The sequence below is a fragment of the Brevibacillus brevis genome, from assembly GCF_022026395.1.
Taxonomy (GTDB): Bacteria; Bacillota; Bacilli; order Brevibacillales; family Brevibacillaceae; genus Brevibacillus.
Window position 1 is genome coordinate 1154373 of sequence record NZ_CP041767.1, and the last position, 20757, is coordinate 1175129.

19 protein-coding genes and 1 other annotated feature are annotated in these 20757 nt (G+C 47.6%); of the genes, 13 read left to right on the plus strand and 6 right to left on the minus strand.

Going from position 1 to position 20757, the window contains the following annotated elements; all coding sequences use genetic code 11:
* Nucleotides 1-753, plus strand: a complete 753-nt coding sequence (locus tag FO446_RS05945; RefSeq protein ID WP_237900092.1) for a VanZ family protein — start codon at nt 1-3, stop codon at nt 751-753.
* 139 nt (nt 754-892) lie between these two features.
* Entirely contained in the window at nt 893-3187 is a 2295-nt protein-coding gene (locus tag FO446_RS05950; protein WP_237900093.1) for a glycoside hydrolase, read from the plus strand.
* Between the two features lie 52 nt (nt 3188-3239).
* On the opposite strand, the gene FO446_RS05955 is transcribed toward FO446_RS05950, so the two are convergent.
* Nucleotides 3240-4166 carry a LysR family transcriptional regulator gene (locus FO446_RS05955; RefSeq protein ID WP_237900094.1) on the minus strand — a complete coding sequence of 309 codons (927 nt, stop codon included), beginning with the start codon at nt 4164-4166 and terminating at the stop codon, nt 3240-3242.
* 136 nt (nt 4167-4302) lie between these two features.
* Here FO446_RS05955 and FO446_RS05960 point away from each other — a divergent pair, with 136 nt between their 5' ends.
* From FO446_RS05960 to FO446_RS05985, 6 genes are all read left to right on the plus strand, one after another.
* Nucleotides 4303-5058, plus strand: a complete 756-nt coding sequence (locus FO446_RS05960) for an SDR family NAD(P)-dependent oxidoreductase (protein ID WP_237900095.1) — start codon at nt 4303-4305, stop codon at nt 5056-5058.
* Nucleotides 5059-5099: 41 nt separating this feature from the next.
* Entirely contained in the window at nt 5100-5843 is a 744-nt protein-coding gene (locus FO446_RS05965) for an SDR family NAD(P)-dependent oxidoreductase (RefSeq protein ID WP_221867447.1), read from the plus strand.
* A 152-nt stretch (nt 5844-5995) separates the two neighbouring features.
* Complete coding sequence (locus tag FO446_RS05970) at nt 5996-6265, plus strand: spore germination protein (RefSeq protein ID WP_232773575.1); 270 nt, start codon at nt 5996-5998, stop codon at nt 6263-6265.
* 125 nt (nt 6266-6390) lie between these two features.
* Nucleotides 6391-7536 (plus strand): alpha-hydroxy-acid oxidizing protein, encoded by a 1146-nt coding sequence (locus FO446_RS05975; protein WP_237900096.1) that lies wholly within the window; start codon nt 6391-6393, stop codon nt 7534-7536.
* 212 nt (nt 7537-7748) lie between these two features.
* Entirely contained in the window at nt 7749-9875 is a 2127-nt protein-coding gene (locus FO446_RS05980) for a bifunctional diguanylate cyclase/phosphodiesterase (protein ID WP_173609084.1), read from the plus strand.
* 112 nt (nt 9876-9987) lie between these two features.
* Entirely contained in the window at nt 9988-10893 is a 906-nt protein-coding gene (locus FO446_RS05985; protein ID WP_173609083.1) for a DMT family transporter, read from the plus strand.
* Nucleotides 10894-10952: 59 nt separating this feature from the next.
* Here FO446_RS05985 and nadD read toward each other — a convergent pair whose 3' ends face one another.
* From nadD to FO446_RS06005, 4 genes are all read right to left on the minus strand, one after another.
* Nucleotides 10953-11591, minus strand: coding sequence for a nicotinate-nucleotide adenylyltransferase (nadD, locus tag FO446_RS05990; RefSeq protein ID WP_173609082.1), 639 nt, complete (start codon nt 11589-11591; stop codon nt 10953-10955).
* 29 nt (nt 11592-11620) lie between these two features.
* Nucleotides 11621-12166 carry a cysteine hydrolase family protein gene (locus tag FO446_RS05995; protein WP_173609081.1) on the minus strand — a complete coding sequence of 182 codons (546 nt, stop codon included), beginning with the start codon at nt 12164-12166 and terminating at the stop codon, nt 11621-11623.
* Nucleotides 12167-12194: 28 nt separating this feature from the next.
* A complete protein-coding gene (locus FO446_RS06000) occupies nt 12195-12983 on the minus strand; it encodes an NUDIX hydrolase (protein WP_173609080.1) in 789 nt (262 codons plus the stop codon).
* 149 nt (nt 12984-13132) lie between these two features.
* Nucleotides 13133-13819, minus strand: a complete 687-nt coding sequence (locus FO446_RS06005; protein ID WP_221867449.1) for a YceI family protein — start codon at nt 13817-13819, stop codon at nt 13133-13135.
* A gap of 278 nt (nt 13820-14097) precedes the next feature.
* On the opposite strand from FO446_RS06005, the gene FO446_RS06010 reads away from it, so the two are divergent.
* From FO446_RS06010 to FO446_RS06030, 5 genes are all read left to right on the plus strand, one after another.
* Nucleotides 14098-14781, plus strand: a complete 684-nt coding sequence (locus FO446_RS06010; protein ID WP_221867450.1) for a response regulator transcription factor — start codon at nt 14098-14100, stop codon at nt 14779-14781.
* Nucleotides 14778-16274 (plus strand): sensor histidine kinase, encoded by a 1497-nt coding sequence (locus tag FO446_RS06015; RefSeq protein ID WP_237900097.1) that lies wholly within the window; start codon nt 14778-14780, stop codon nt 16272-16274. The genes FO446_RS06010 and FO446_RS06015 overlap by 4 nt, the downstream gene beginning before the upstream one ends.
* Nucleotides 16275-16323: 49 nt before the next feature.
* Nucleotides 16324-16565, plus strand: a binding site (T-box leader).
* Between the two features lie 125 nt (nt 16566-16690).
* On the plus strand, nt 16691-17191 hold the full coding sequence (locus FO446_RS06020) for an Lrp/AsnC family transcriptional regulator (RefSeq protein ID WP_237900098.1): 501 nt from the start codon (nt 16691-16693) through the stop codon (nt 17189-17191).
* Nucleotides 17188-18366, plus strand: a complete 1179-nt coding sequence (locus FO446_RS06025) for an aminotransferase (protein WP_173609075.1) — start codon at nt 17188-17190, stop codon at nt 18364-18366. Before FO446_RS06020 ends, FO446_RS06025 begins: the two co-directional genes overlap by 4 nt.
* Before the next feature lie 348 nt (nt 18367-18714).
* Nucleotides 18715-19626 carry an aminoglycoside phosphotransferase family protein gene (locus tag FO446_RS06030; RefSeq protein WP_237900099.1) on the plus strand — a complete coding sequence of 304 codons (912 nt, stop codon included), beginning with the start codon at nt 18715-18717 and terminating at the stop codon, nt 19624-19626.
* Between the two features lie 71 nt (nt 19627-19697).
* Here FO446_RS06030 and FO446_RS06035 read toward each other — a convergent pair whose 3' ends face one another.
* The gene (locus FO446_RS06035; protein WP_237900100.1) at nt 19698-20753 is read right to left on the minus strand and encodes a TolC family protein; all 1056 of its coding nucleotides are present in this window, start codon (nt 20751-20753) and stop codon (nt 19698-19700) included.
* Between the last annotated feature and the right edge of the window lie 4 nt (nt 20754-20757).

Genomic DNA, 20757 nt, shown 5'->3' on the forward strand with positions numbered 1-20757 from the left:
ATGAAGCTCGAAGAATATGCAGAGCAGGTTGTCAGTCGCTTGCCGTGCTCGAAATGGGAAAAGCGGGATGTCAAAGATGAGCTGATGGATCATTTGAACAGCATGAAAAGTGAGCTCGTTGAAGAAGGCTATGAAGAAAAGGAAGCAGTATCTTTGACCCTTCAACGATTCGGGCCTATGGGAGCAATCAGTCGGCAACTGTCTGAATCCATGCCGCTCATTGATAAATATTTCCGCAAATGGGTCATGAGCTTATTCTGTATGTATGTAGCCGTCCTCAGCTATTACTTGTTGTTGTCGCCTGAGCGATGGGAAAGCAGAGCTTTTATGGTTGAATGGAAGGAAAGGATGCTTGCATATGGCGCTCCGCAGTACAGTCAGCCGTTTCTAAACACGAACCTATTTCATACATTGGTGGATTACGTATACCGTTATGACAAATACAACGTTGATATATTGGTGTTCAATCTGGCTGGAAATGTCATCTTGTTCGTGCCGCTTGGGTTGCTGGTACCACTGCTTTTCCTTAGATTCCAAAACATTCATCGCGTATTTTTTCTCACGCTCTTTGTCAGTCTCATCATTGAAACTCTGCAACTATTGTTATCGTTAGGCAGTTTTGATGTCGATGATCTGCTGCTAAACGTACTCGGGGGACTCATTGGCTACGGAATGTTCCGATTAGGAGCGGCTCTCATCTACAGGCGACGGAAAAGCATCTCATACGATGATGATTTGTCTGCAACGTCGTAACAACAGAATCAGAGTCGAAAAAGCCTTCTGATTTAGCGAGGTCGCACAGATGTGAGGCGGCCTTGGCAAAGGCTTTGGCTTTTTTTACACAAGAACATCGTGATACGATATACATAGTGATTCGATTTAGGGGGATTTCATGAAACAAACAGGGATTTTACTACTGGTATTTGTACTGATGCTCCAAGTAGTCGTTGGTTGTGAGAACAACCTTGCTATCGAGCAGGTGCAGCCAAAGCAGCATGCAGATTTTACTTTTGATGTGAAGCTGGAGACCTTCGAAGTATTTGTCGAGAGAGACGGTGTGAAGGAAAGTGCTTCGGAGCCGATGCCTGCGCGCAAGGTAATGAATGTACGGAAAGGTGAACAAGAGATTGCCTGGAGCTATCCGGACGATCAGCTGGATGTCTCGATCACAAAGAAAGAGGATCATTTGCAAATCACCCTGACTTCCACAGGAACAGAGAGCTTTTCCTGGCCGACAGTAAAAGGAGCAAGCTACATGGTGCCCTTGGGAGAAGGAAAATGGATTCCTGCGGATGACAGCAAGTGGCAGTCCTTTTTAAAAGAAGAGAGTCTTAGCTTTGCGGAGTCTTTTTCCATGCGTTTTTTTGCTGTGAACAAGAGCAAGTATGCGCTGATGTACGTGGTGGACAATTTGTTTAACAACACTGTCGATTTTGCCGTTGATCCAACGATTACGTTTACGTTTTCGCACGAGTTCCCGACGATTAATCCGGACAAGACCTACGGGTTCCGCTTGTACGTCACAGACAACGATCCGGTTAGCGTAGCAGATGTTTACAAGCAATATGTCAAGGAGCAGGGAGAACTGCTAACCCTGGCTGAAAAAGCCAAAGCCAATCCGAATATCGAAAAGCTTTACGGTGCTCCTCATTTTTACTTGTGGAATAAGAGCTTCTTATCGGTCAACGATGTGAAATGGAATGCGCTGAAAACGAAACTGAACGAGAACTTCATCGGGGCACTTGAGAAAATCTTGGCTTCCAATGGAGTGGACGGAAAAGAGAGCATCCAGCAATTCCGCGAGATTCAGAAGCAGGATTACGTCGCAGATTATCAAAAGAAAGCGATACTCAGCGGGTTGAATGACGCTTTGCGTTCCCGTGAGTTTTACAATCCGCAGCGATTTCCACATGTCGATGAAGAGGTAAAAAAATCGTTTGGAAAAGGGATCGACTCGTTGACGGAATCACAGCTGTACGACTTGAATAAAAAGCTGCTGAAAAGTGTGCTGCAGGATGTTGTTCCACCTGTGGAACAATGGGGGAATGTCGACTCTACTGATCTCTTGAAAGAAATGAAAGCGGCTGGGATTGATCAGGCATGGATCGGTTTGCCGGATTGGACGGCTGCCTACATGAAGCCAGCATTCATTCAAGAGGCGAATGAGACAGGCTATTTGATCGCCAGCTACGATTCCTACCACTCGATTCATCAGGAGGAAAATCCGGATTGGAATACGGCTATTTTCAAGGATAAGGGCTTGTATGAGAACGCGACGATCTCGAAGAAAAATGGAGAGAAAAAAGCTGGTTTTCTCCAGCAGGGGAGATTGCTGAATCCAACGCTATCACTGCCAAGTGTCAAACAGCGCATGGATGACATTATGAGTAACGATGTCGCTTTTAATTCGTGGTTTATTGACGTGGATGCAGCAGGGGATTTCAGCGATGATTATTCGCCGAAGCACACGACGACTGAGGCAGAGGATATGAAGGCGAAGCTTGCGCGTATGGACTACATTCGCGATGAAAAGAAATTGGTCATCGGGTCTGAGACTGGAAATGACTTTGCCAGCCGAAGTATCGCCTTTGCCCATGGCATTGAAACGCCTGTCATCAAGTGGGCAGATTCGGACATGCGAAAAAACAAGCAAAGCCCGTATTATGTAGGAGGCTACTGGTCCCCGGCGGGAGAGATCCCAGAACGATATGCCAAACAGGTTCCGATCAAGGAAGAGTATCGTCATGTATACATTGATCCTGCCTATTCGTTGCCACTGTACAAGCTGGTGTACAATAACGCGGTAATCACGAGCCATCATTGGGAGTGGAGCAGCCTGAAGATCAAGGGGGAAGTCGGCACTCGTATGCTCAAGGAGCTGCTTTACAATGTACCGCCGCTCTATCATTTGGATAAAAAGATGTGGGATGCAAACCAATCATTGATCACGAACTATTTGAAGGTATGGTCTCCTTTCCATAAAAAAGCTGTGGAACAGGAAATGACCGATTATCGCGTGTTGTCCGAAGACAGGCTCGTGCAGAAGTCGGTTTACGGGGATGATCTGCAAGTGATCGTCAATTTCTCTGAGCAAGATTTCACGTACGAGGGGCAAGTGGTGAAGGCCAGATCAGCGCTGATTAAGAACGGGAACGATAAACAAACCTTCTTTGCTCCAGCGCAGTAAGAACGATTTGAAAAAGGCTGTCCGCGAAAATGAAGCGGCAGCCTTTTTTCTGCTAAGGAGTGAGTGGGTATTTCTTGCTTTTCAAATCGTATTGAAGTCGATTGATGAAATTCATGGAAATACGGGAATAATGCCGTTCCTCCGCGCGAACCCACCCATAATAGACGGGTTGTTGATAAGGAATATCCAAATCAAGCGTAATTGAATCGGAGTCCTGCAAATGAGGTTCATGAACAAAAGAGTAGTCCAGTCCGATGGTTACCGCGAGATTTTGCCGGATTGCATTGCGGAGCGCTTCTGTGTTGTTCGACGTAAACAAAATGTCGACGGGACCATAAGTCGCGGCAAAATCCTCTACGAACCATTTGACGTAGTCGTCGTTGTACAGGACGAAGGATTGCTTGCGAAGCTCTTCAGGTGTGACGGAATCCTGATAGGCAAGTGGCGAGTTTTTGCCTACACCTACAACCATTTTTCCCTCTAGTAACGGTTCGAACACTAATCCGAGGCCTTCGCTCTTTTTGAGCAGATTCTCATGGATAATGACCAGACCAATGTCCAGCTTGTCCTGAAGAATGTCCTCTAATATTTCCTGTGTGCCTTTTTCTGCAATTTCGGTACGGATGTAAGGATAATCTTTTTTAAAGCTCGCGACGGCATCGACCAGAAGATTCATGGGACCGGGAATGGTCGCCAGTCGCAGCTCTCCACTCAACGTGTTCGTATAGTTTTGTGCTTCCTCCCAAATTTCCTGGATCTTTCCCAAGGCTTCAAACGCTTTTTTGATGATAATGCGCCCTTCAGGGGTCGGTACTGCACCAAGACGCGAACGTGTAAACAGAGTAACGCCCAGCTCTGCTTCCAGACTCGAGAGCGACTGGCTGATCGCGGAGAGTGTGACATGCTTGTTCTGAGCGGCTTTGGTCAAGGAGCCTGCCTTTGCTATTTCTACGATATATTCCAGTTGTTCCAGATGCATTTGGTAACAGCACATCCTTTAGTCGTGCTTAAGGAAGGGTAAGTATGTTTACATATTTTTAAATATAAAAGAGTCCTATAATGAAAGCAAGGCAAGAGATCAGGTACAAGAGACATCATCAATGGAGGCGTTTACCGTGGCGAGACTCGAAGGGAAAGTAGCGATCATTTCCGGTGGCGGAACAGGAATCGGGAAAACAACGGCGATTCGTTTCGCCAAGGAAGGTGCCAAGGTAGTCGTTACGGATATCAATCTGGAAAGTGCCTCCCAGACGGTAGCCGAAATCAAGGATGCCGGTGGAGAAGCCATCGCGATTGCGCATGATGTAAGCCGTGAAGAGCAATGGCAGCAAGTAGTGACAACCACCGTAGAACAATACGAGAAAGTAGATATCCTGTTCAACAACGCAGGCATTTATATCATTAAACCGTTGGCGGAGATTACCATTGAAGAATGGAATCGTCTCATGGCGATTAACGTAACGGGTGTCTTTTTGGGAATGAAGCATGTAATGCCACTCATGGCAAAACAACAAGGTGGTTCTGTTATCAATGCTTCTTCCATCGCCGGGCTTTTTGGTGCGCCGGGTCACGTCTTGTACGGAGCGAGCAAGGGAGCGGTTCGCATCATGACCAAGGATGCAGCTATGGAGTACGCGGCACAAGGTGTGCGCGTGAACTCGATTCACCCTGGCTATATCGATACAAACATGGTGTCCTATGCTTCGGAAACGACAAAGCATTCTAAAGCAGAGTTGGCACAGGCGACTCCAACAGGTCGACTTGGAACTGTCGAGGATGTAGCCAATATGGTGCTGTTCCTTGCTTCTGACGAATCTTCCCATGTCACAGGGGCGGAATTCGTCATCGATGGCGGCGCAACAGCGCGATAAAACGGTACAAATACCATTTTCGAAAACAGGAGGAGTTATCCATGAGATTGGAAAATAAAGTAGCGATCGTAACAGGTGGAGCAAGCGGAATCGGTGAAACGACTGTCCGTCTCTTCGCAAAAGAAGGGGCGAAAGTCGTGATTGCTGACTTCTCCCCACGTGGAAATGAATTGGCGGAAGAGCTGAATCAAGCGGGCTTCGACGCGTTGTTCGTGAAAACGGACGTAACGAAAGAAGACGAAGTGAAAAACATGGTGAGCACCACTGTAGAAAAGTATGGAAAGGTAGACATTCTGTTTGCCAATGCAGGTATTGCGAAAGACGCACCTGGTCATCTGTTGAGCGTGGATGACTGGCAAAGAACGATTGATATCAATCTGACCGGAGTGTTCTTGTGTGATAAATACGTCATCGAGCAAATGCTGGCACAAGGGACTGGCGGCGCGATTGTCAACTGCGGCTCGATTCATAGCCATGCTGGAAAAGCGGGCGTGACGGCATACTCTTCCGCCAAAGGTGGCGTGAAGCTCCTGACCCAGACACTGGGACTGACGTATGCCAAGCAAGGGATACGTGTCAATGCGGTCTGCCCGGGCTACATCGATACACCCTTGATTGCTGGGCGCAATGAAGCTTTGAATGAGCACCTGATTGGGTTGCATCCAATGGGACGCTTGGGTAAACCAGAAGAAGTCGCCAAGGCTGTTCTGTTCCTTGCCAGCGACGATGCTTCCTTCGTCACAGGGACAAGCTTGCTGGTCGATGGCGGTTATACCGCGCAATAAAATGTCTTTCTCCTCGCGTAGATTTGTCTACACGGGGAGATTTTTTTTGGCAAGACCACATCGGACAAATGCCCTACACCATCGTCCAAGCGGGCGCAAAACCGTTCGAATAGGATGGGAATAAGTGACTACGCAACGGGGAGGGAGGAGTTTTGCCGACTTTTGTGGGCAAGGTGACCATTACCAATAATGTCGGGAATATCAACTTTGGCGATACGGCAAACAACTCTCCGAAAAGCGTAACCAAAGCGTTTTCCGGTTCGGGTGGAAACAATAGCGGCAACGTAGTGAAGGTCATCAATGAAAATAGCCAAACCAATACATGGGTGGGTTCAGGAGCCGCTGGAATGAAGACGATGAAGACAGTAAAGGCAAAGAAACGGGTCCGTCGTGCAGCCCGAAAAGGCAAAAAGAAAAAGTAGCCTTGAAAAAGGCCATGTGTGAAAGTGGACAAGCTCGATAATAGAGTTGAGATTAAGACTATTGCGAATTTATGTGAATTGAGATAAAAAAGATGAAAGACGTTCGCAGAAAGGAAGCAAACCAAATGACGAAAACTAATCAGGAATCACTCTTATTTACTCGTGTGAACAAGGATACGCAGGCACTGCCGATTTCCATTGAAGACTGGGAGAAAAAGGCGCGAGAGGTTTTGCCTGATGGGCCATTTGATTACGTTGCCGGGGGATCAGGGGCAGAGGAAACGCTCGTAGAAAACCGGACAGCTTTTTCCCGTTGGGCAATCATTCCGCGGATGATGCGGGATGTGACGAATCGCACGCTCGGTATTTCGATGTACAATCAAACGTTGCGCACACCGATTTTCTTGGCTCCTGTAGGCATGCAGACGATTTCACATCCCGATGGAGAGCTGGCGTCTGCCAAGGCGGCAGCAGCAGCCGGAGTGCCTTTCGTAGCCAGTACGGTATCTGCTCATTCACTCGAACAGATTGCCGAAGTGATGGGCGATGCCTATCGCTGGTTCCAGCTCTATTGGTCGAATGATCGAGAGGTTTCTGCGAGCATGGTCAGACGAGCGGAAAAGTCTGGTTATTCTGCCATTGTCCTCACGGTAGATACCGTCATGCTAGGGTGGAAGCGCAGAGACTTTCGCAACGGGTATTCGCCACTGCGCGAAGGAAGAGGACTGGCGAATTACTTGACAGACCCTGTTTTTTGTTCGCGACTCCCTGAGGTAACGCCGGAGAATGCAGTGGAGGAAGTGTTGAAAAACATTTATCATCCAGCGCTGAATTGGAACGACATCGCCTATTTGCGTGAGCATACTCGTCTGCCGATTTTAGTAAAAGGCATTTTGCATCCGGATGATGCGCGCCTTGCTTTAGAGCATGGTGTAGATGGAATCATCGTCTCCAATCACGGTGGGCGGCAGATGGATGGCGCTATTTCTACGCTGGATGCATTGCCGGCGATTGCCGAGGTAGTAGCTGGCAAAATACCTGTATTGCTCGATAGCGGCGTGCGTACAGGAGCAGATGTCGTTAAAGCGATTGCTTTAGGGGCCAATGCCATTTTGATTGGTCGCCCATTTCTGTATGGACTGGCTGTTGCCGGAGAGCAAGGCGTAGCGAGTGTGTTAGATACACTCATCCATGAATTTGACGTCGCTATGGCGCTGTCTGGCAGCAATTCTGTCGCAGACCTCAATCGCAGCATTCTTGCCCGGTTGTAAGCAAAGCAGCCCGTTCATACCCATTGTTGAAAAAAGTGAGCCAGGCTACATGCACTGGTTCATTTTTTTCGCAAAAATGTTGTATCTATCGCAGTTGTTCTCGTTGATCTTTCGGTAAAACATGGTAAAATGGAACGAACTTGTATTCAGAACGTTACGATCCTTCTGTAAGGATCATTTTTTTTGACTGTATTCAAAGCAGGTGATGGAAAATGAAAAACCAAATGATATCTTCACTGACACCCCAAGATTGGGCTGGTCTACTACGCGAAAAAGATGGTGAGCTGAACATGGTTGTGAATGAGCTGGCAGATGTCAAATACGCTTTGGACCAATCCACGATCTTGGCAATTACGGACCATAAGGGGATTATTTTGCGGGCAAATGAACAATTTTGCCGCATATCGAAATACGAACGAAGCGAATTGATTGGAAAGGACCATCGTATTCTTAATTCGGGTTACCATCCGAAAGGCTTTTTTAAAGAAATGTGGTCCTGTATTCGATCTGGCCAGGTCTGGCGGGGGGAAATTCGCAATCGCGCAAAAGATGGCAGCTATTATTGGGTTGATACGACCATTGTGCCATTTAAGAACCAAGCGGGCGAAATCTATCAATACCTTTCCATTCGCAGTGATATCACAGCTCGCAAGCAGATGGAAGATGAGCTAAAGCGGAGTGAAGAAAAGTATCGTATCATCGCGGAAAACACGTCGGATATCATCAGCATCATCAACCTGGATGGGGAATTTCTTTACTTGTCTCCGTCTCACAAGCGTGTATGGGAGCATACCGTTCCGGATGAGGAAATCCATAACCTGTTCGAGTGGATTGTGGAGGATGACCGGGATATTTTTGCTTATGCGATTCAGCATGCCTTCTCTACGCGCAAAGAGTACATGGTAGAATGCCGGATTAATACCCAAAGAAACGATGTGATCTGGACTGAGAGCAAAATCAATCCGATTGTGGATGAAGAAGGAAATGTGACCAAGCTCCTCCTCGTTACCCGTGACGTCACAGACCGGAAACAGTCCGAAGAGACGATTCACCATTTGGCTTATCACGATGCGTTGACAGATCTGCCGAACCGACGGATGTATGTCCAACAGCTCAGCAAGGAAATGATGCAGGCCAAGCGTTTCCAATCGAATCTGGCAGTGCTGTTTTTGGATTTGGATCGTTTTAAGGATGTGAACGATTCGTTCGGTCATGATGTAGGGGATATGTTGCTGATCGAAGCAGCAAAGCGTCTACAGGCATGCCTGAAGCCAGGAGATGTCGTGGCCAGGTTGGGTGGAGACGAATTTACAATTATGCAGAACCAGCTGCAAGATCGCAATGAAGCAACTGCGCTGGCAGAGCAGATCATGTATCAGCTGCAGCGGCCGTTTGAATTGGATGGACATGTGTTCAACGTGTCGTGCAGCATCGGCATCGCCTTGTATCCACAGGATGGGGACAATCCAGAAGATTTGTTGAAACGGGCCGATACAGCGTTGTATACCGTGAAATCACGCGGGAAGAATGGCTATGACTTTTTCGATCCTACGATGGAGGCGAAGTCGCTGGAGCGTATCTTGATGGAAAATGAGATGCGGAAAGCCATTGAACAAGAGCAGTTCCAAATTTACTACCAGCCCAAAATTGATATCGCGACAAGCGAGATGACAGGCATGGAGGCGCTCGTCAGATGGGTGCATCCAGAACTGGGTATCATTCCGCCGAATCGCTTTATTCCAATCGCAGAAGAGACAGGGATGATCCTGGCGCTTGGGGAATGGATTTTGAAACAGGCGTGCAAACAAAATAAAATCTGGCACGATGAAGGATATACGCTGAAGGTCTCTGTGAATTTGTCAGCGAGACAGATCTATCAAAAAGATCTGGTCGAGATGATCAAGGATATTCTTCAGGAAACAAAGCTATCTCCTAATTGGCTGGAGCTCGAGATTACGGAGAGCATATTTGTCAAAATGGAAGAGGCGACGGCAGTCCTGCAACAGATTCGGGAAATCGGCATCCAAATTTCGATTGATGATTTTGGGACAGGCTATAGCTCGTTTAGTTATATTAAAAGCTTGCCAGTCGATACAATCAAAATTGACGCCTCATTTATTCGCGACATTCATCACAATCAGGAGAGTCAAGCGATTGTAAAAGCGATTGTCACGATCGCACAAAGTCTCAATATGAATGTCATCGCTGAGGGAATTGAACTCCATGATCAAGTAGCGGCATTGAAGGAAAATGGCTGTGACCACGGTCAAGGCTATTTGTTCAGCAAACCGCTTCCGACAGATGATTTCGATCAGTTCCTGCGTCAAGAACAGCAATAAAATGGCAGGAAGCAAAGCCGGGTGAGAACATCCGGCTGTTTCTTTTGTGTGGTACTATAGGAGGCGGACAAAAACATAAGTGCAAGTGTGCAGCTAGAAAGGGAGGCCCCTCGTGGGAAAGTTTTCGGGTAAGACTGTAGTCGCTATTGCAAGTTTGGTGTTGATGTGGGGATTAAGCTGGTCGATTTACAAAATGTCACTCGCTTATACTCCACCGATTTTATTCGCAGGAATGCGTTCGCTGATTGGCGGACTTCTGCTAGCTTTATTCATTTTACCGAAATGGAAAAAGATCAACTGGCGTGAAAACTGGTTGAGCTATTGTATATCTGCCTTTCTGAATACATTGTGCTTTTACGGCATTCAGACGGTTGGACTCGTGTATTTGCCAGGTGGATTATTCTCTGTGTTGGTGTACTTCCAGCCAATCCTGATTGGACTCTTTGCCTGGTTGTGGCTGGGTGAGAGCATGACAGTGCTCAAAATCATTGGGCTGATCATGGGATTCTTCGGGATACTTGCGGTCAGTGCAGATGGTCTGACTGGACAGGTTTCCATCGTGGGCGTCATTTTAGGCTTGTTGACGGCTCTGACGTGGGCGATGGGCGTGATCTATGTGAAAAAAGTCAGTGCCAAGGTAGATTCGCTTTGGATGGTTGCCATGCAATGCATCATTGGTGGCGCGGCCTTAACTCTTTTGGGGACAGGCGTAGAAAGCTGGTCCGACATTGTCTGGAATGTACCTTATTTGATCGGCCTCAGCTACGGTGCTACATTTGGTGTGCCGATTGCCATTGTCATTTACTTTGGGCTTGTGAATGCAGGCGAAGCAAGCAAGGTGGCCGCCTTTACGTTTCTCGTGCCGCTCATCGCAGTCGTCACTGGCACTATTTTTATGGACGAGCCGGTTACGTATTCGCTCATCGCCGGACTGGTATTGATCGTGTGCAGTATTTGCTTGGTGAACTATCAGAAAAAGATACGACAGCCTGCAATTGCCAATCATCTCAATCGCTGATGGAAACGACAAAGAAAACAGCCGACACTTCACAGTTGCGGCTGTTTTCCTTTTTGGGATTATAGGTAAGGCTCTTTGTAGATTCCATTTTCATAAATGTACTGAAGGCAAGCATCAGGCAACAGGAAGCTGGGGTCGCCACCTTTGCGGATTTCGTCTCGGATGTAGGTAGAGCTGATTCCCATGTTGATGCCCTTGCTCATGATGAGGAAATGCTCGTCATGATTGCGCAGCAGCGCGTCCTCTGCAATCAGGTCAGCGGTCGGATAGCCTTCGCGCGACATCACGATGAAGTTGAAGCCTGCGACCAGCTTTTCAGCGTTGCCCCAGTTCGAGAGTCCCTCTAACAAATCCGATCCCATGATGAAAAAGAGCTCATCGTTCGGGTACTTCCTTTTCATGTGCATCATCGTATCGTACGTATAGGTTTCACCTGGCAAGGCATCCATTTCAACTGTTGAAATCTCGAAAAGAGGTTCGCCATCTTTGTTTGTTTTGTGTGTACTGCCAGCCAAAGCCAGTTTGAGCATATGCAAGCGATGGACGTCCTCTGTCTGCAATTTTTTGTCATGACGCTTTGAAGAGCATGGTACGAAAATGACTTTGTCCAGTCGTCTTCGGTGAGCGACGGTCGCAGCCGTGAACAAATGGCTGTACGTGATGGGATCAAAGCTGCTGCCATAAATGCCGATTCGCATAAAAATTGCCTCCTATCGTCATGAACCTGTTATTTCTTTTGAACAGTCATGCCAAGCTGGTTTTGAAAATGACCGAGAGCCCATTTGTGACCTTCGGGAAGAAAGCTCGCTACAGCATCCTCGTGGATGACGACAGAAAAGCCGTTATAGAAGCCTTCAATTGCTGTGTGCAGCACACAAATGTCTGTGCAGACACCTACCAGATGAATCTCGGTAATACCTCTTGTGCGCAACAATAGGGCAAGGTCGGTGCCTTGGAAAGCGCTGTAGCGCGTCTTATCCATCCAGTGAATCGTATCTTCGAATTCCTCGTAAATCTCCTGAATGCTGCCATACAAATTCCGGCCAGCCGTACCGATAATGTTGTGTGGTGGGTAGAGTCCAGTCTCAGGATGGTACGGGTCCTGCTCGCGATGAGCGTCGACTGCCATGACGACAAAGTCGCCTTCTGCAAGGAAGTCGCGGATTAACTCTCCAATGCGTCCCTCAATAGCCTGACCAGGCTCTCCACAAGTCAATGCACCATCTGTCGCGACAAAATCATTCGTGTAGTCGATCACAATCAAAGCTTTCATGGCATAAACCTCCTGAATGTGGATTTCATCAGTAAATCATGGCAGTTGGCGTAAAGCCGGTAAAGCGATAGAGCTTGGCTGGCGAATTCGAAAACTCGGTCGAGTAGACAGGCTGTCCGTCAGCAGATAGAACTGGCTCGAGAAGTCCTTGCCGTCTGGTTGTCGCAAGCAGGCGCCGCTCAAAATTACCGCGATCCTTTGCTGAAAAGGATGGAACGACGGTCTCGATCACTTGCAGCAGTTCACTCAAGGTAAACTCATCTGGTAAAAACGCTTTGGCGATTGTCGTTTGCAGCATTTGCTCCCGAACGCGCTGTAAGGCGTCAGTCAAAATTTCACGATGATCAAAAGCAAGGTTGAGGGCAAAAGCTTCCTCGATTGGAAACAGCTGCGCGTCTGATGCATCGTCATTTGCCTGTGCGTGCTTCAATAAATCTTCATGAACGAGGGAGACATAGGCAACACTCGGGATCCAACCACGAGGGTCTCTTCCCGGCTTGTAGTAGGTCTTCAGCTGTTCGATGTGTACGTCACGGTCAATATTCGTCTCTTCTTTCAACTCACGATAGGCACATTCATCCAGTGTCTCCGATTCATGGGAAAAACCGCCAGGCAATGCCCATTGCTCTGCAAATGTATCGCTTTTTCGCTTGATCAGAAGAACGGCCAATTGCTTGAGTGGGAGCGATTTGGTTTTCGTTTGGCGCGGGATGGAAAGGATCGTAAAGAGGCAAATATCTGTAGGAAGTCCATCCGGCGAGCGGTACTTTTTGGTCCGAAAGTGGATACGTTTGGCTCGAAGGGGAGACGTACTCACAAAATCATCCTTTCCGTTTGCTCGAGTCTGTTCTCATACTTTTATATTATGGTATCGTTTTAACAATGTCAATATTACAATGTAAAAATCTGTGAAAAAAGACGTCTTTGAGTATCAGACGTCTCTCGAAGCAGCTCGCGCGAAAAGGATTAAACAGCATCCAGCGCAAGTCGCAATGTAATGTTAATGTTTTCTTCCGTTTTGGCCACGATCGTATGAGGGCTAGTCAAACCGAAGTCACCAAACGTAACTACAGATGTTCCTTCCAATTGCAGCTTGCCTTGGGAATAAATCGCATCAGCATCAATTTTCACGTCTTTGGCAATTCCTTTTACGGTCAGGACGCCATTGATGGTGAACGAAGCTTTTTGTCCTTCTGTCCATGTGGATGGCCAGTTTTCAAAGGATTTCGCTTCAAAGGTAGCAGCTGGATGGACGGCTGTATCAAAGTAATCAGGAGATTTGATATGGGTGTCGCGCTTTGCATTACCGGAGTTCAGCTTATTCAAGTCAGCGGAAGCCGTTGCTTTCATTTGGTCGGGTACAGAGAGGTTCACATCCCAACTGCCAGTAATACCGTCCATTTCAAAGTTAACCGTTTCTTTTGACGTGGTTACGGAGAAATAGACTTTGGACTGGTCATTGATCGTCCATTTTTTATTCAGTTGATCTGCTGTCAGAGGCGTTGAGGAAGCGGTAGATGAGGCTGTGGTTGCCGCAGCTGCAGGCTGGATCTCCACATGGTTTCCCACAAAATAGTCATAGAGCATGTAACCTCCGATACCAACCACGAGTGTGGCAACTGAGGCAGTCAGGATAACCGAATTTTTTTTCATTTTTGGATAACCTCCATGTTTTTGAAGTGTTCAGACTTGGTCGTATGTATTTGGCTTCGCAGGATCATTATGAGCGAGGAAGCTGAGTGGGCCTTGAAAGCTGGCTGAAAGTTTGTTGAAAGCGCAATGGTAAGAGAATTATCAACGTTTTATATATTGGATTTACATTTTTTGGTTTATTATTTTGCAAAAAGCTTTCAGCTCGTACTCAGGGCATATTCAGCAAACATTCAGCTACGTTTGGCCTGTTCAGGTAAAATAGAGGTGAGGTGAAAGAAATGAGCCTAAATAAAGGCATTAAAATATTGCTTGTCGATGATGAGCCGACCATCCTGCAGTTTTTGGAGATGGGTCTTGAAAATGAAGGCTTCCAAGTAATGACGGCACAAGATGGGATGACTGCGGTGACCATGGTAAAGGAGCATCAGCCGCATGTCGTCATTCTCGATGTGATGATGCCTGGCATGGATGGCTTCGAGGTATGCCGGATGCTGAAAAAGATTCAGAATGTAGCAACGATCATGCTGACAGCCAGGGAAGACGTGGAGGATCGGGTAAAAGGGCTGACGCTCGGTGCCGATGATTATATGATCAAGCCGTTTAGCTTTGAAGAGCTGCTTGCCCGTATCCAGGCGCGCATTCGCAATCATTACCCACATCTGCTCTCCAAGGTACACCTCGGCCCATTCCAGATCGATGACAGGCGAAAGGAAATTACCTATGAGGACACGCTTCTGGAGCTATCGCCAACGGAATACTCGTTGCTGAAATATTTGGTGACGAATCACGGCTTGGTGCTGAGTAAACCAATGATTTTGGATAACGTGTGGGGCTATGATTTCGGTGGGGAGGAGAACATTGTCGAGGTGTATATTCGCTCCCTGCGTGATAAATTGAATGATCGTCAGCATCGGATTATTCGCACATTGCGCGGTGCGGGCTATCGGGTTGATTTTGTATGAAGATGAATCGAAACAATCAATGGGCTCCTTTCCTAGAACCGAACTCTTTGCGTTATCAACTGTTGTCTCGTTCGTTATTTATCTTATCCGGGTTGCTACTTCTAATCGGCATGATTCAATACTTATTGATGGAGCAGTTCTTGTATCGCAGCAAAGCGGAAAGCTTGTTAAATCTGGCTGTCACTGTTCCTTATCAAGTCTTGGAGGAGACGGAAACACTGCCGAAATACGATCAGTATGTCAGCGCGTTGCTCTCCTTACGCACACCCGATATCAAGTATGCCTTTATTGACAACGACGCGAACGTGACGGAGCTGTTTGCGAATCCGAGCGAAGGGTATTCCCCACGCTTTCCGGAGAGTCTATACCGCGAGATCTTGGCTAGTGGCGTATGTACTTTTAAATACAAAATTTTGGAAGGCAGTACTGGTACGGATTATTTGGTCGTACTGGCACCCATTCGTTCTCCTGATCAGCTGCAAGGAATTGTACAGCTGAGCACCCCTGTCGGCCCGATGCGAGAAGTGCTGTTTCCACAGTTGATCATTTTCTTTTCTGCATCTGCACTCGCCTTGCTTATCGGTTTGTTAACGTATGTGCCTGTGCTCCGCCGTACGCTGAACCCACTTTCGCGTATTGAGGTTACAATTGAGCGGATTAATGCGGGTAACTTGGATGAGCGACTGCCGATGGATCAAGGCCAAATGGAGATTGATCAATTATCGGCGGTCTTTAACGGAATGCTGGAGCGGTTGGAAACCTCCTTTAAAACTGAGCAGGAAGCAGGGGAGCGGATGAGGCGCTTTGTAGCGGACGCTTCGCACGAGTTGCGAACACCGTTGACATCCATCCATGGCTTTTTGGAGGTGTTGTTGCGCGGTGCGGCGGCAAATCCCGAACATTTGCAAAAAGCATTGAAAAGCATGCACGGCGAGACAGAGCGACTGAACAAACTCGTCAACGATTTGCTGTACCTGGCTCGGATGGATCGGGAACCGGCTTTCCTTCTGCAAGAGGGGGAGCTGGACGCAGTCGTGCACAGTATGGAATCGCAGCTCATGGTGCTGGCCGGTGACCGAAACGTTCATTTCCGCGTAGAACCGAATGTTACGGTTGCTTTCGACTGTGACGGAATGAAGCAAGTTATTCTCAATCTGTTTCAAAATGCGGTGCAGCATACTGACCCTGTGAACGGTGAAATCGAGCTTACATTGAGCAAGATTGCCAATGGGATTGAACTGACGATCAGAGATAATGGGGCCGGAATCGCACCGGAGCATGTCCTGCATGTATTCGACCGTTTCTACCGAATTGAATCCTCTCGCGCACGCAAAAGCGGAGGTGCTGGACTGGGGCTGTCGATCACCCAATCCATTGTAGAAAATCATCGGGGTAAAATTGACGTCCAAAGCAGCTTGGGAGTAGGGACGGTGTTTCGCGTCTGGTTGCCTAACGGTTTGAAAGAGGTTCAGAAGACAGAAGTTGTTGGTTGACAATGAGAGAAAACGTCATTTATAATCTGAGACATTCAATAAAACAACCAACACAGCCGTGAAAAGGAAAGTAAAAAAGGGATTTTGACGTCCAGAGAGTTGCCTGTTAGCTGAGAGGGCAGCCGCGAACTCTTTTTGAAAGCCACCTTGGAGCTCTGCTTTTGAAAATGCCAAGTAGAAAGCAGCGGATGGCCCACGTTATGGGGCGCATGTCTACGTAGACAGCACGAGTTTGCCTTTTGTGAGAGAGGCAAAAAAGCTGAGTGGTACCGCGATACCTTCGCCTCAGCAACCGGATTCATGGAAATCATGAGTCTGGTTGCTGGGGCTTTTTGCTTTATGACGTTGTTCAAAAAGTCGACTACTTGAACACGCACTTATGTACAAAAATAAAGAGAAAACTGGAGTGGTGGGGCATGGATCGCTTGAAGCAAAGAGAGCTGTTGCACCTGTTGGAAGAAGACAGTCGCATGAGCGCTGAGCAAATCGGAAAAATGATCGGAGAGCCAACCGAGATCGTTGAGCAGACGATTGCAGCATTGGAAGCCGAAAAGGTCATTGTCAAATATCCAGCGCTGGTGAACTGGGAGCGTGTGGACGATCATCCGTACGTAAACGCCATGATTGATGTAAAAGTGACGCCGAAGCGTGACGTCGGCTTTGATGAAGTGGCGGAGCGAATTTGCCGTTTCCCAGAAGTGAAGGCTGTTTACTTGATGTCTGGTGCAAGCTATGACTTGTCGATTATTTTGGAAGGCAAAACGATGAAAGAGGTAGCTACTTTTGTTTCGCAAAAGCTGTCCACTCTTGATTCGGTTGTCTCAACAGCTACACATTTTATTTTGAAACGTTACAAGCACGATGGCATTGAGCTGGAAGATCGTGACGAAGATCACAGGATGGTGGTTACGCCGTGAGTACACAAGTCAAAGTCAAAAACCGTTTATCCAGTACAGTTCAATCGTTGAAGCCATCGGGCATTCGCCGCTTTTTCGATTTGGCAGCATCGATGGAGGGAGTCATTTCTTTAGGGGTTGGGGAGCCTGATTTCGTTACTCCTTGGCGCATGAGAGAAGCTTCGATTTCTTCGCTGGAGCGTGGGCATACAGCTTATACATCCAATGCAGGTATGCTGCCATTGCGTGTGGAAATTCAGAAATACTTGGAAGAACGTTTTTCTGTCAGCTATCATCCAGAGACAGAAATTCTCGTGACGGTCGGTGCCAGCGAAGCGATTGATATCGCACTGCGTGCCATTCTCGATCCGGGTGATGAAGTATTGGTCGTGGAGCCTTGCTATGTCTCCTATGAACCAGTTATTCGCTTGGCTGGTGGTGTGCCGGTTTTCCTGAAAACGACGATGGAAAACCAGTTTAAACTGACACCGCAAGAGCTGGAGACGCACATTACCGCACGTACAAAAGCAATTATTTTCTGCTATCCAAATAACCCGACCGGGGGGACTATGACGGCTGAAGAGTGGAAAACACTTTTGCCGATCATCGAAAAGCACGACCTCATGGTGATCTCCGATGAGATTTATGCCGAGCTTACCTACGGTCGTATGCACGATAGTATCGCAGCTCTGCCAGGGATGAAAGATCGGACGATCCTGATCTCCGGTTTTTCCAAAGCATTCGCGATGACCGGCTGGCGTTTGGGATATGTCTGCGCGTCACCTGATTTGCTCGCAGGCATGCTGAAAATCCATCAGTACACCATGCTGTGTGCTCCGACAATGGCTCAGATGGCTGCATTGGAAGCTCTGCGTCATGGACGGTCGGATATGGAACGAATGATTGAGAGCTACCGTCAGCGCCGCAATTATGTAGTAGATGGATTCCGTCATATCGGATTGACTTGCCATGAACCGGATGGAGCATTCTACGCATTTCCGTCTGTTGTTTCTACAGGTCTCAGCTCTTCTGAGTTTGCGGAGAAGCTGCTGATGGAGGAAAAGGTAGCTGTTGTACCTGGAGATGTGTTCGGCGAAAGCGGAAAGGGACATATCCGTTGCTCTTATGCGACATCGATGGAGCAGTTGAAGAAGGCGCTGGAACGTATGGAGCGCTTGATGGGACGACTGTCCTAACATTTTCCGGGAAATAAAGGGGGGGCGGCTTTCAAGCTGCTCCTTTTTTTACGAGTGGCTGTGGTGGGGGAAGAAGCCCATTTCCAGTCTACGCTTCGGCCTACGCCCCGCAAGGGGGGATTCACTGGCCGCTTCGGAAAAAATGGCGGGAGCGCTTCAAACGTAGAAGTCTCGGTGAAGTATTCCATAAGTGAAGCTGAAATTCCCCGCCATTTTTTCCGAAGCTGGGATGGGCTCCAGAGGCGCTTGACTGGAAATGCGCTTCTTCTTACGCAGCTGTGGTAAGGGAACACCTTGAAAGCTAATGCAAGAGGATGTTCTGCAAGTAGTTCGAGGAGGAGATTCCTAATGATTTCACTGCCAACCCAATTTACCGAAACAATTATGGGGGTACATAAAGAAGCGGGGCGTCTCTGGCTGGATTCCTTTGATGAACTACTTGCCGATTGCGAAGCACGGTGGTCTCTAAAGGTGCTTGCGCCATTTCCACTCTCCTATAACTTTGTCGCACCAGTTGTGTTGAAGGATGGAACAAACGCAGTACTGAAGCTGGGAGTGCCTGGCGTGGAATGGCAAAGAGAGCTGGCAGCGATTCGGGGTTTTGCAGGGCGGGGAATGGTGCAGCTTCTCGATGCTGACGAGGAAAAAGGGATGATGCTTTTGGAGCGCATCATGCCAGGCGAGACACTGGACAAGCTGAGTAGCGAAGACGAGCGAATTCAATGCTTGGCGGACGTAATCAAAAGAATGCATACACCCATTTCGAGGGTTGGCAAGCTTGCGTCGAGATTCCCGACGATAGCAGACTGGGCTGTGGGACTGGAACAGATTCGCCCCCATTTCCAAGGGGGGACAGGACTGATTCCTGAGCAAATGGTGGAGCAGGCCATGCAATGGTACAAAAAGCTTCTCCCCACACAAAAAGAACCGTGCTTGCTGCATGGTGATCTTCATCATGAAAATATTTTGCGTGCAGAAAGAGAGCCGTGGTTGGCAATTGATCCGAAAGGACTGATTGGGGAGACGGAATACGAGGTGATTCCGTTTTTGCTGAACCATTTGCCAGAGGATGGGCTAGAAGAGGTAATGAAACAGCGGGTCGATGGGCTGACGAAGGCGCTGTCCTTGCAAAAAGAGAGTGTGTTAGCATGGGCGTATTGCCACAGTGTGCTGTCAGCTTGGTGGTTCATAGAGGATTTTGGTGCAGACGGTGGTCGTTTAGTGATGCCGAGAGTTTTTGAGAGGCTGTTAAATGAGTAAAGGCTTCACCCTGTGGGATGAAGCCTTCTTTATTTTAAATGAATAAATGAGGTCTTTCGTGATACGAAATATTAATAGCCAGTTGACTGATTCAAGGTGGCAGCAGCGAGATTGTATTGATAAACCGATTCGATTGCTTTTGTTTCAGAGTCAAACAGGTTTGCTTCGTCTTCCATCAATTCTTTCATCGATGCTTTCCCTAATCTATATTGATCGATTGTTGCCTGATAGCGCTCCAATGCGGTTTCTTTCTTTGTTGTACTTTCCTCTAATGCCTTTTTCGCTGCGAGTAGCTTCGTATAGTTGTCACTTACCTCTTGACCGATTTTCTTCTGTGTTTTTTGTTTTTGCAGTTCTGCTTTTTTGTGCTCATTTTTTGCGATTGTACCTTTATGTGTGCTGAGAGCGGAATACTCTGCCGTGTAATCAATTCTTACTTGGGCAAAGTCTATTTCTGCTTGTGCCTTGATCATCTCAGGACGTTTTTCAAAAGCTTTTGCTTGCCATTGCTCCAGGGAAAGCAGCTCGTCCTGAGTCAGATCAGTGGAGATCATTTTCCATTGTCTGTCTGCTTTTTCGTTCAATAAATCGTTGAGCTTGGCCAATGTTTGTTTGTAGCTGGCTTCAAGGGCAGCGAGATTTTTGTGAGCTTCTGTTTCTTGGGAGTCCAACCAGTACTGTCTTTGCAAGCTTTTCTTTTGCGCTTTGATTTTGGCGTCTAATGATTGGACTTCGAAGAATGCTTTTTGCACTTGCAATTGAACGGTGTTTTTTTGCGTATTCAGGGCGACTTCATCGACAACCACTTCTTTGACCGCTTTGGCAGCGTCTTCGAATTTCTTTTTGGCATCAGCCAGAGTCATGATGTCAGCTTTTTTGATTTCTTCTTTTTCTCTCAGTGTAATGGAGGTTTCGTACTTCGTAATATCTAATTCAAGCCGAAGCAGCTCCAGATCGACGCTGTTCTTTATTGCCTGTTCGACTGCGAAATCTAGCGACAAAGGGGAAACATCCGTCAGTTCAGCAGTGGCCACAAGTGGAGCAGCCAGAGCCAAATGGGCGCCACCTGTGAGGAGAGAAGTGACTAATGTTGTGCTGTAAATGTGTTTGAAGAGCCTGGATTTCATGGGG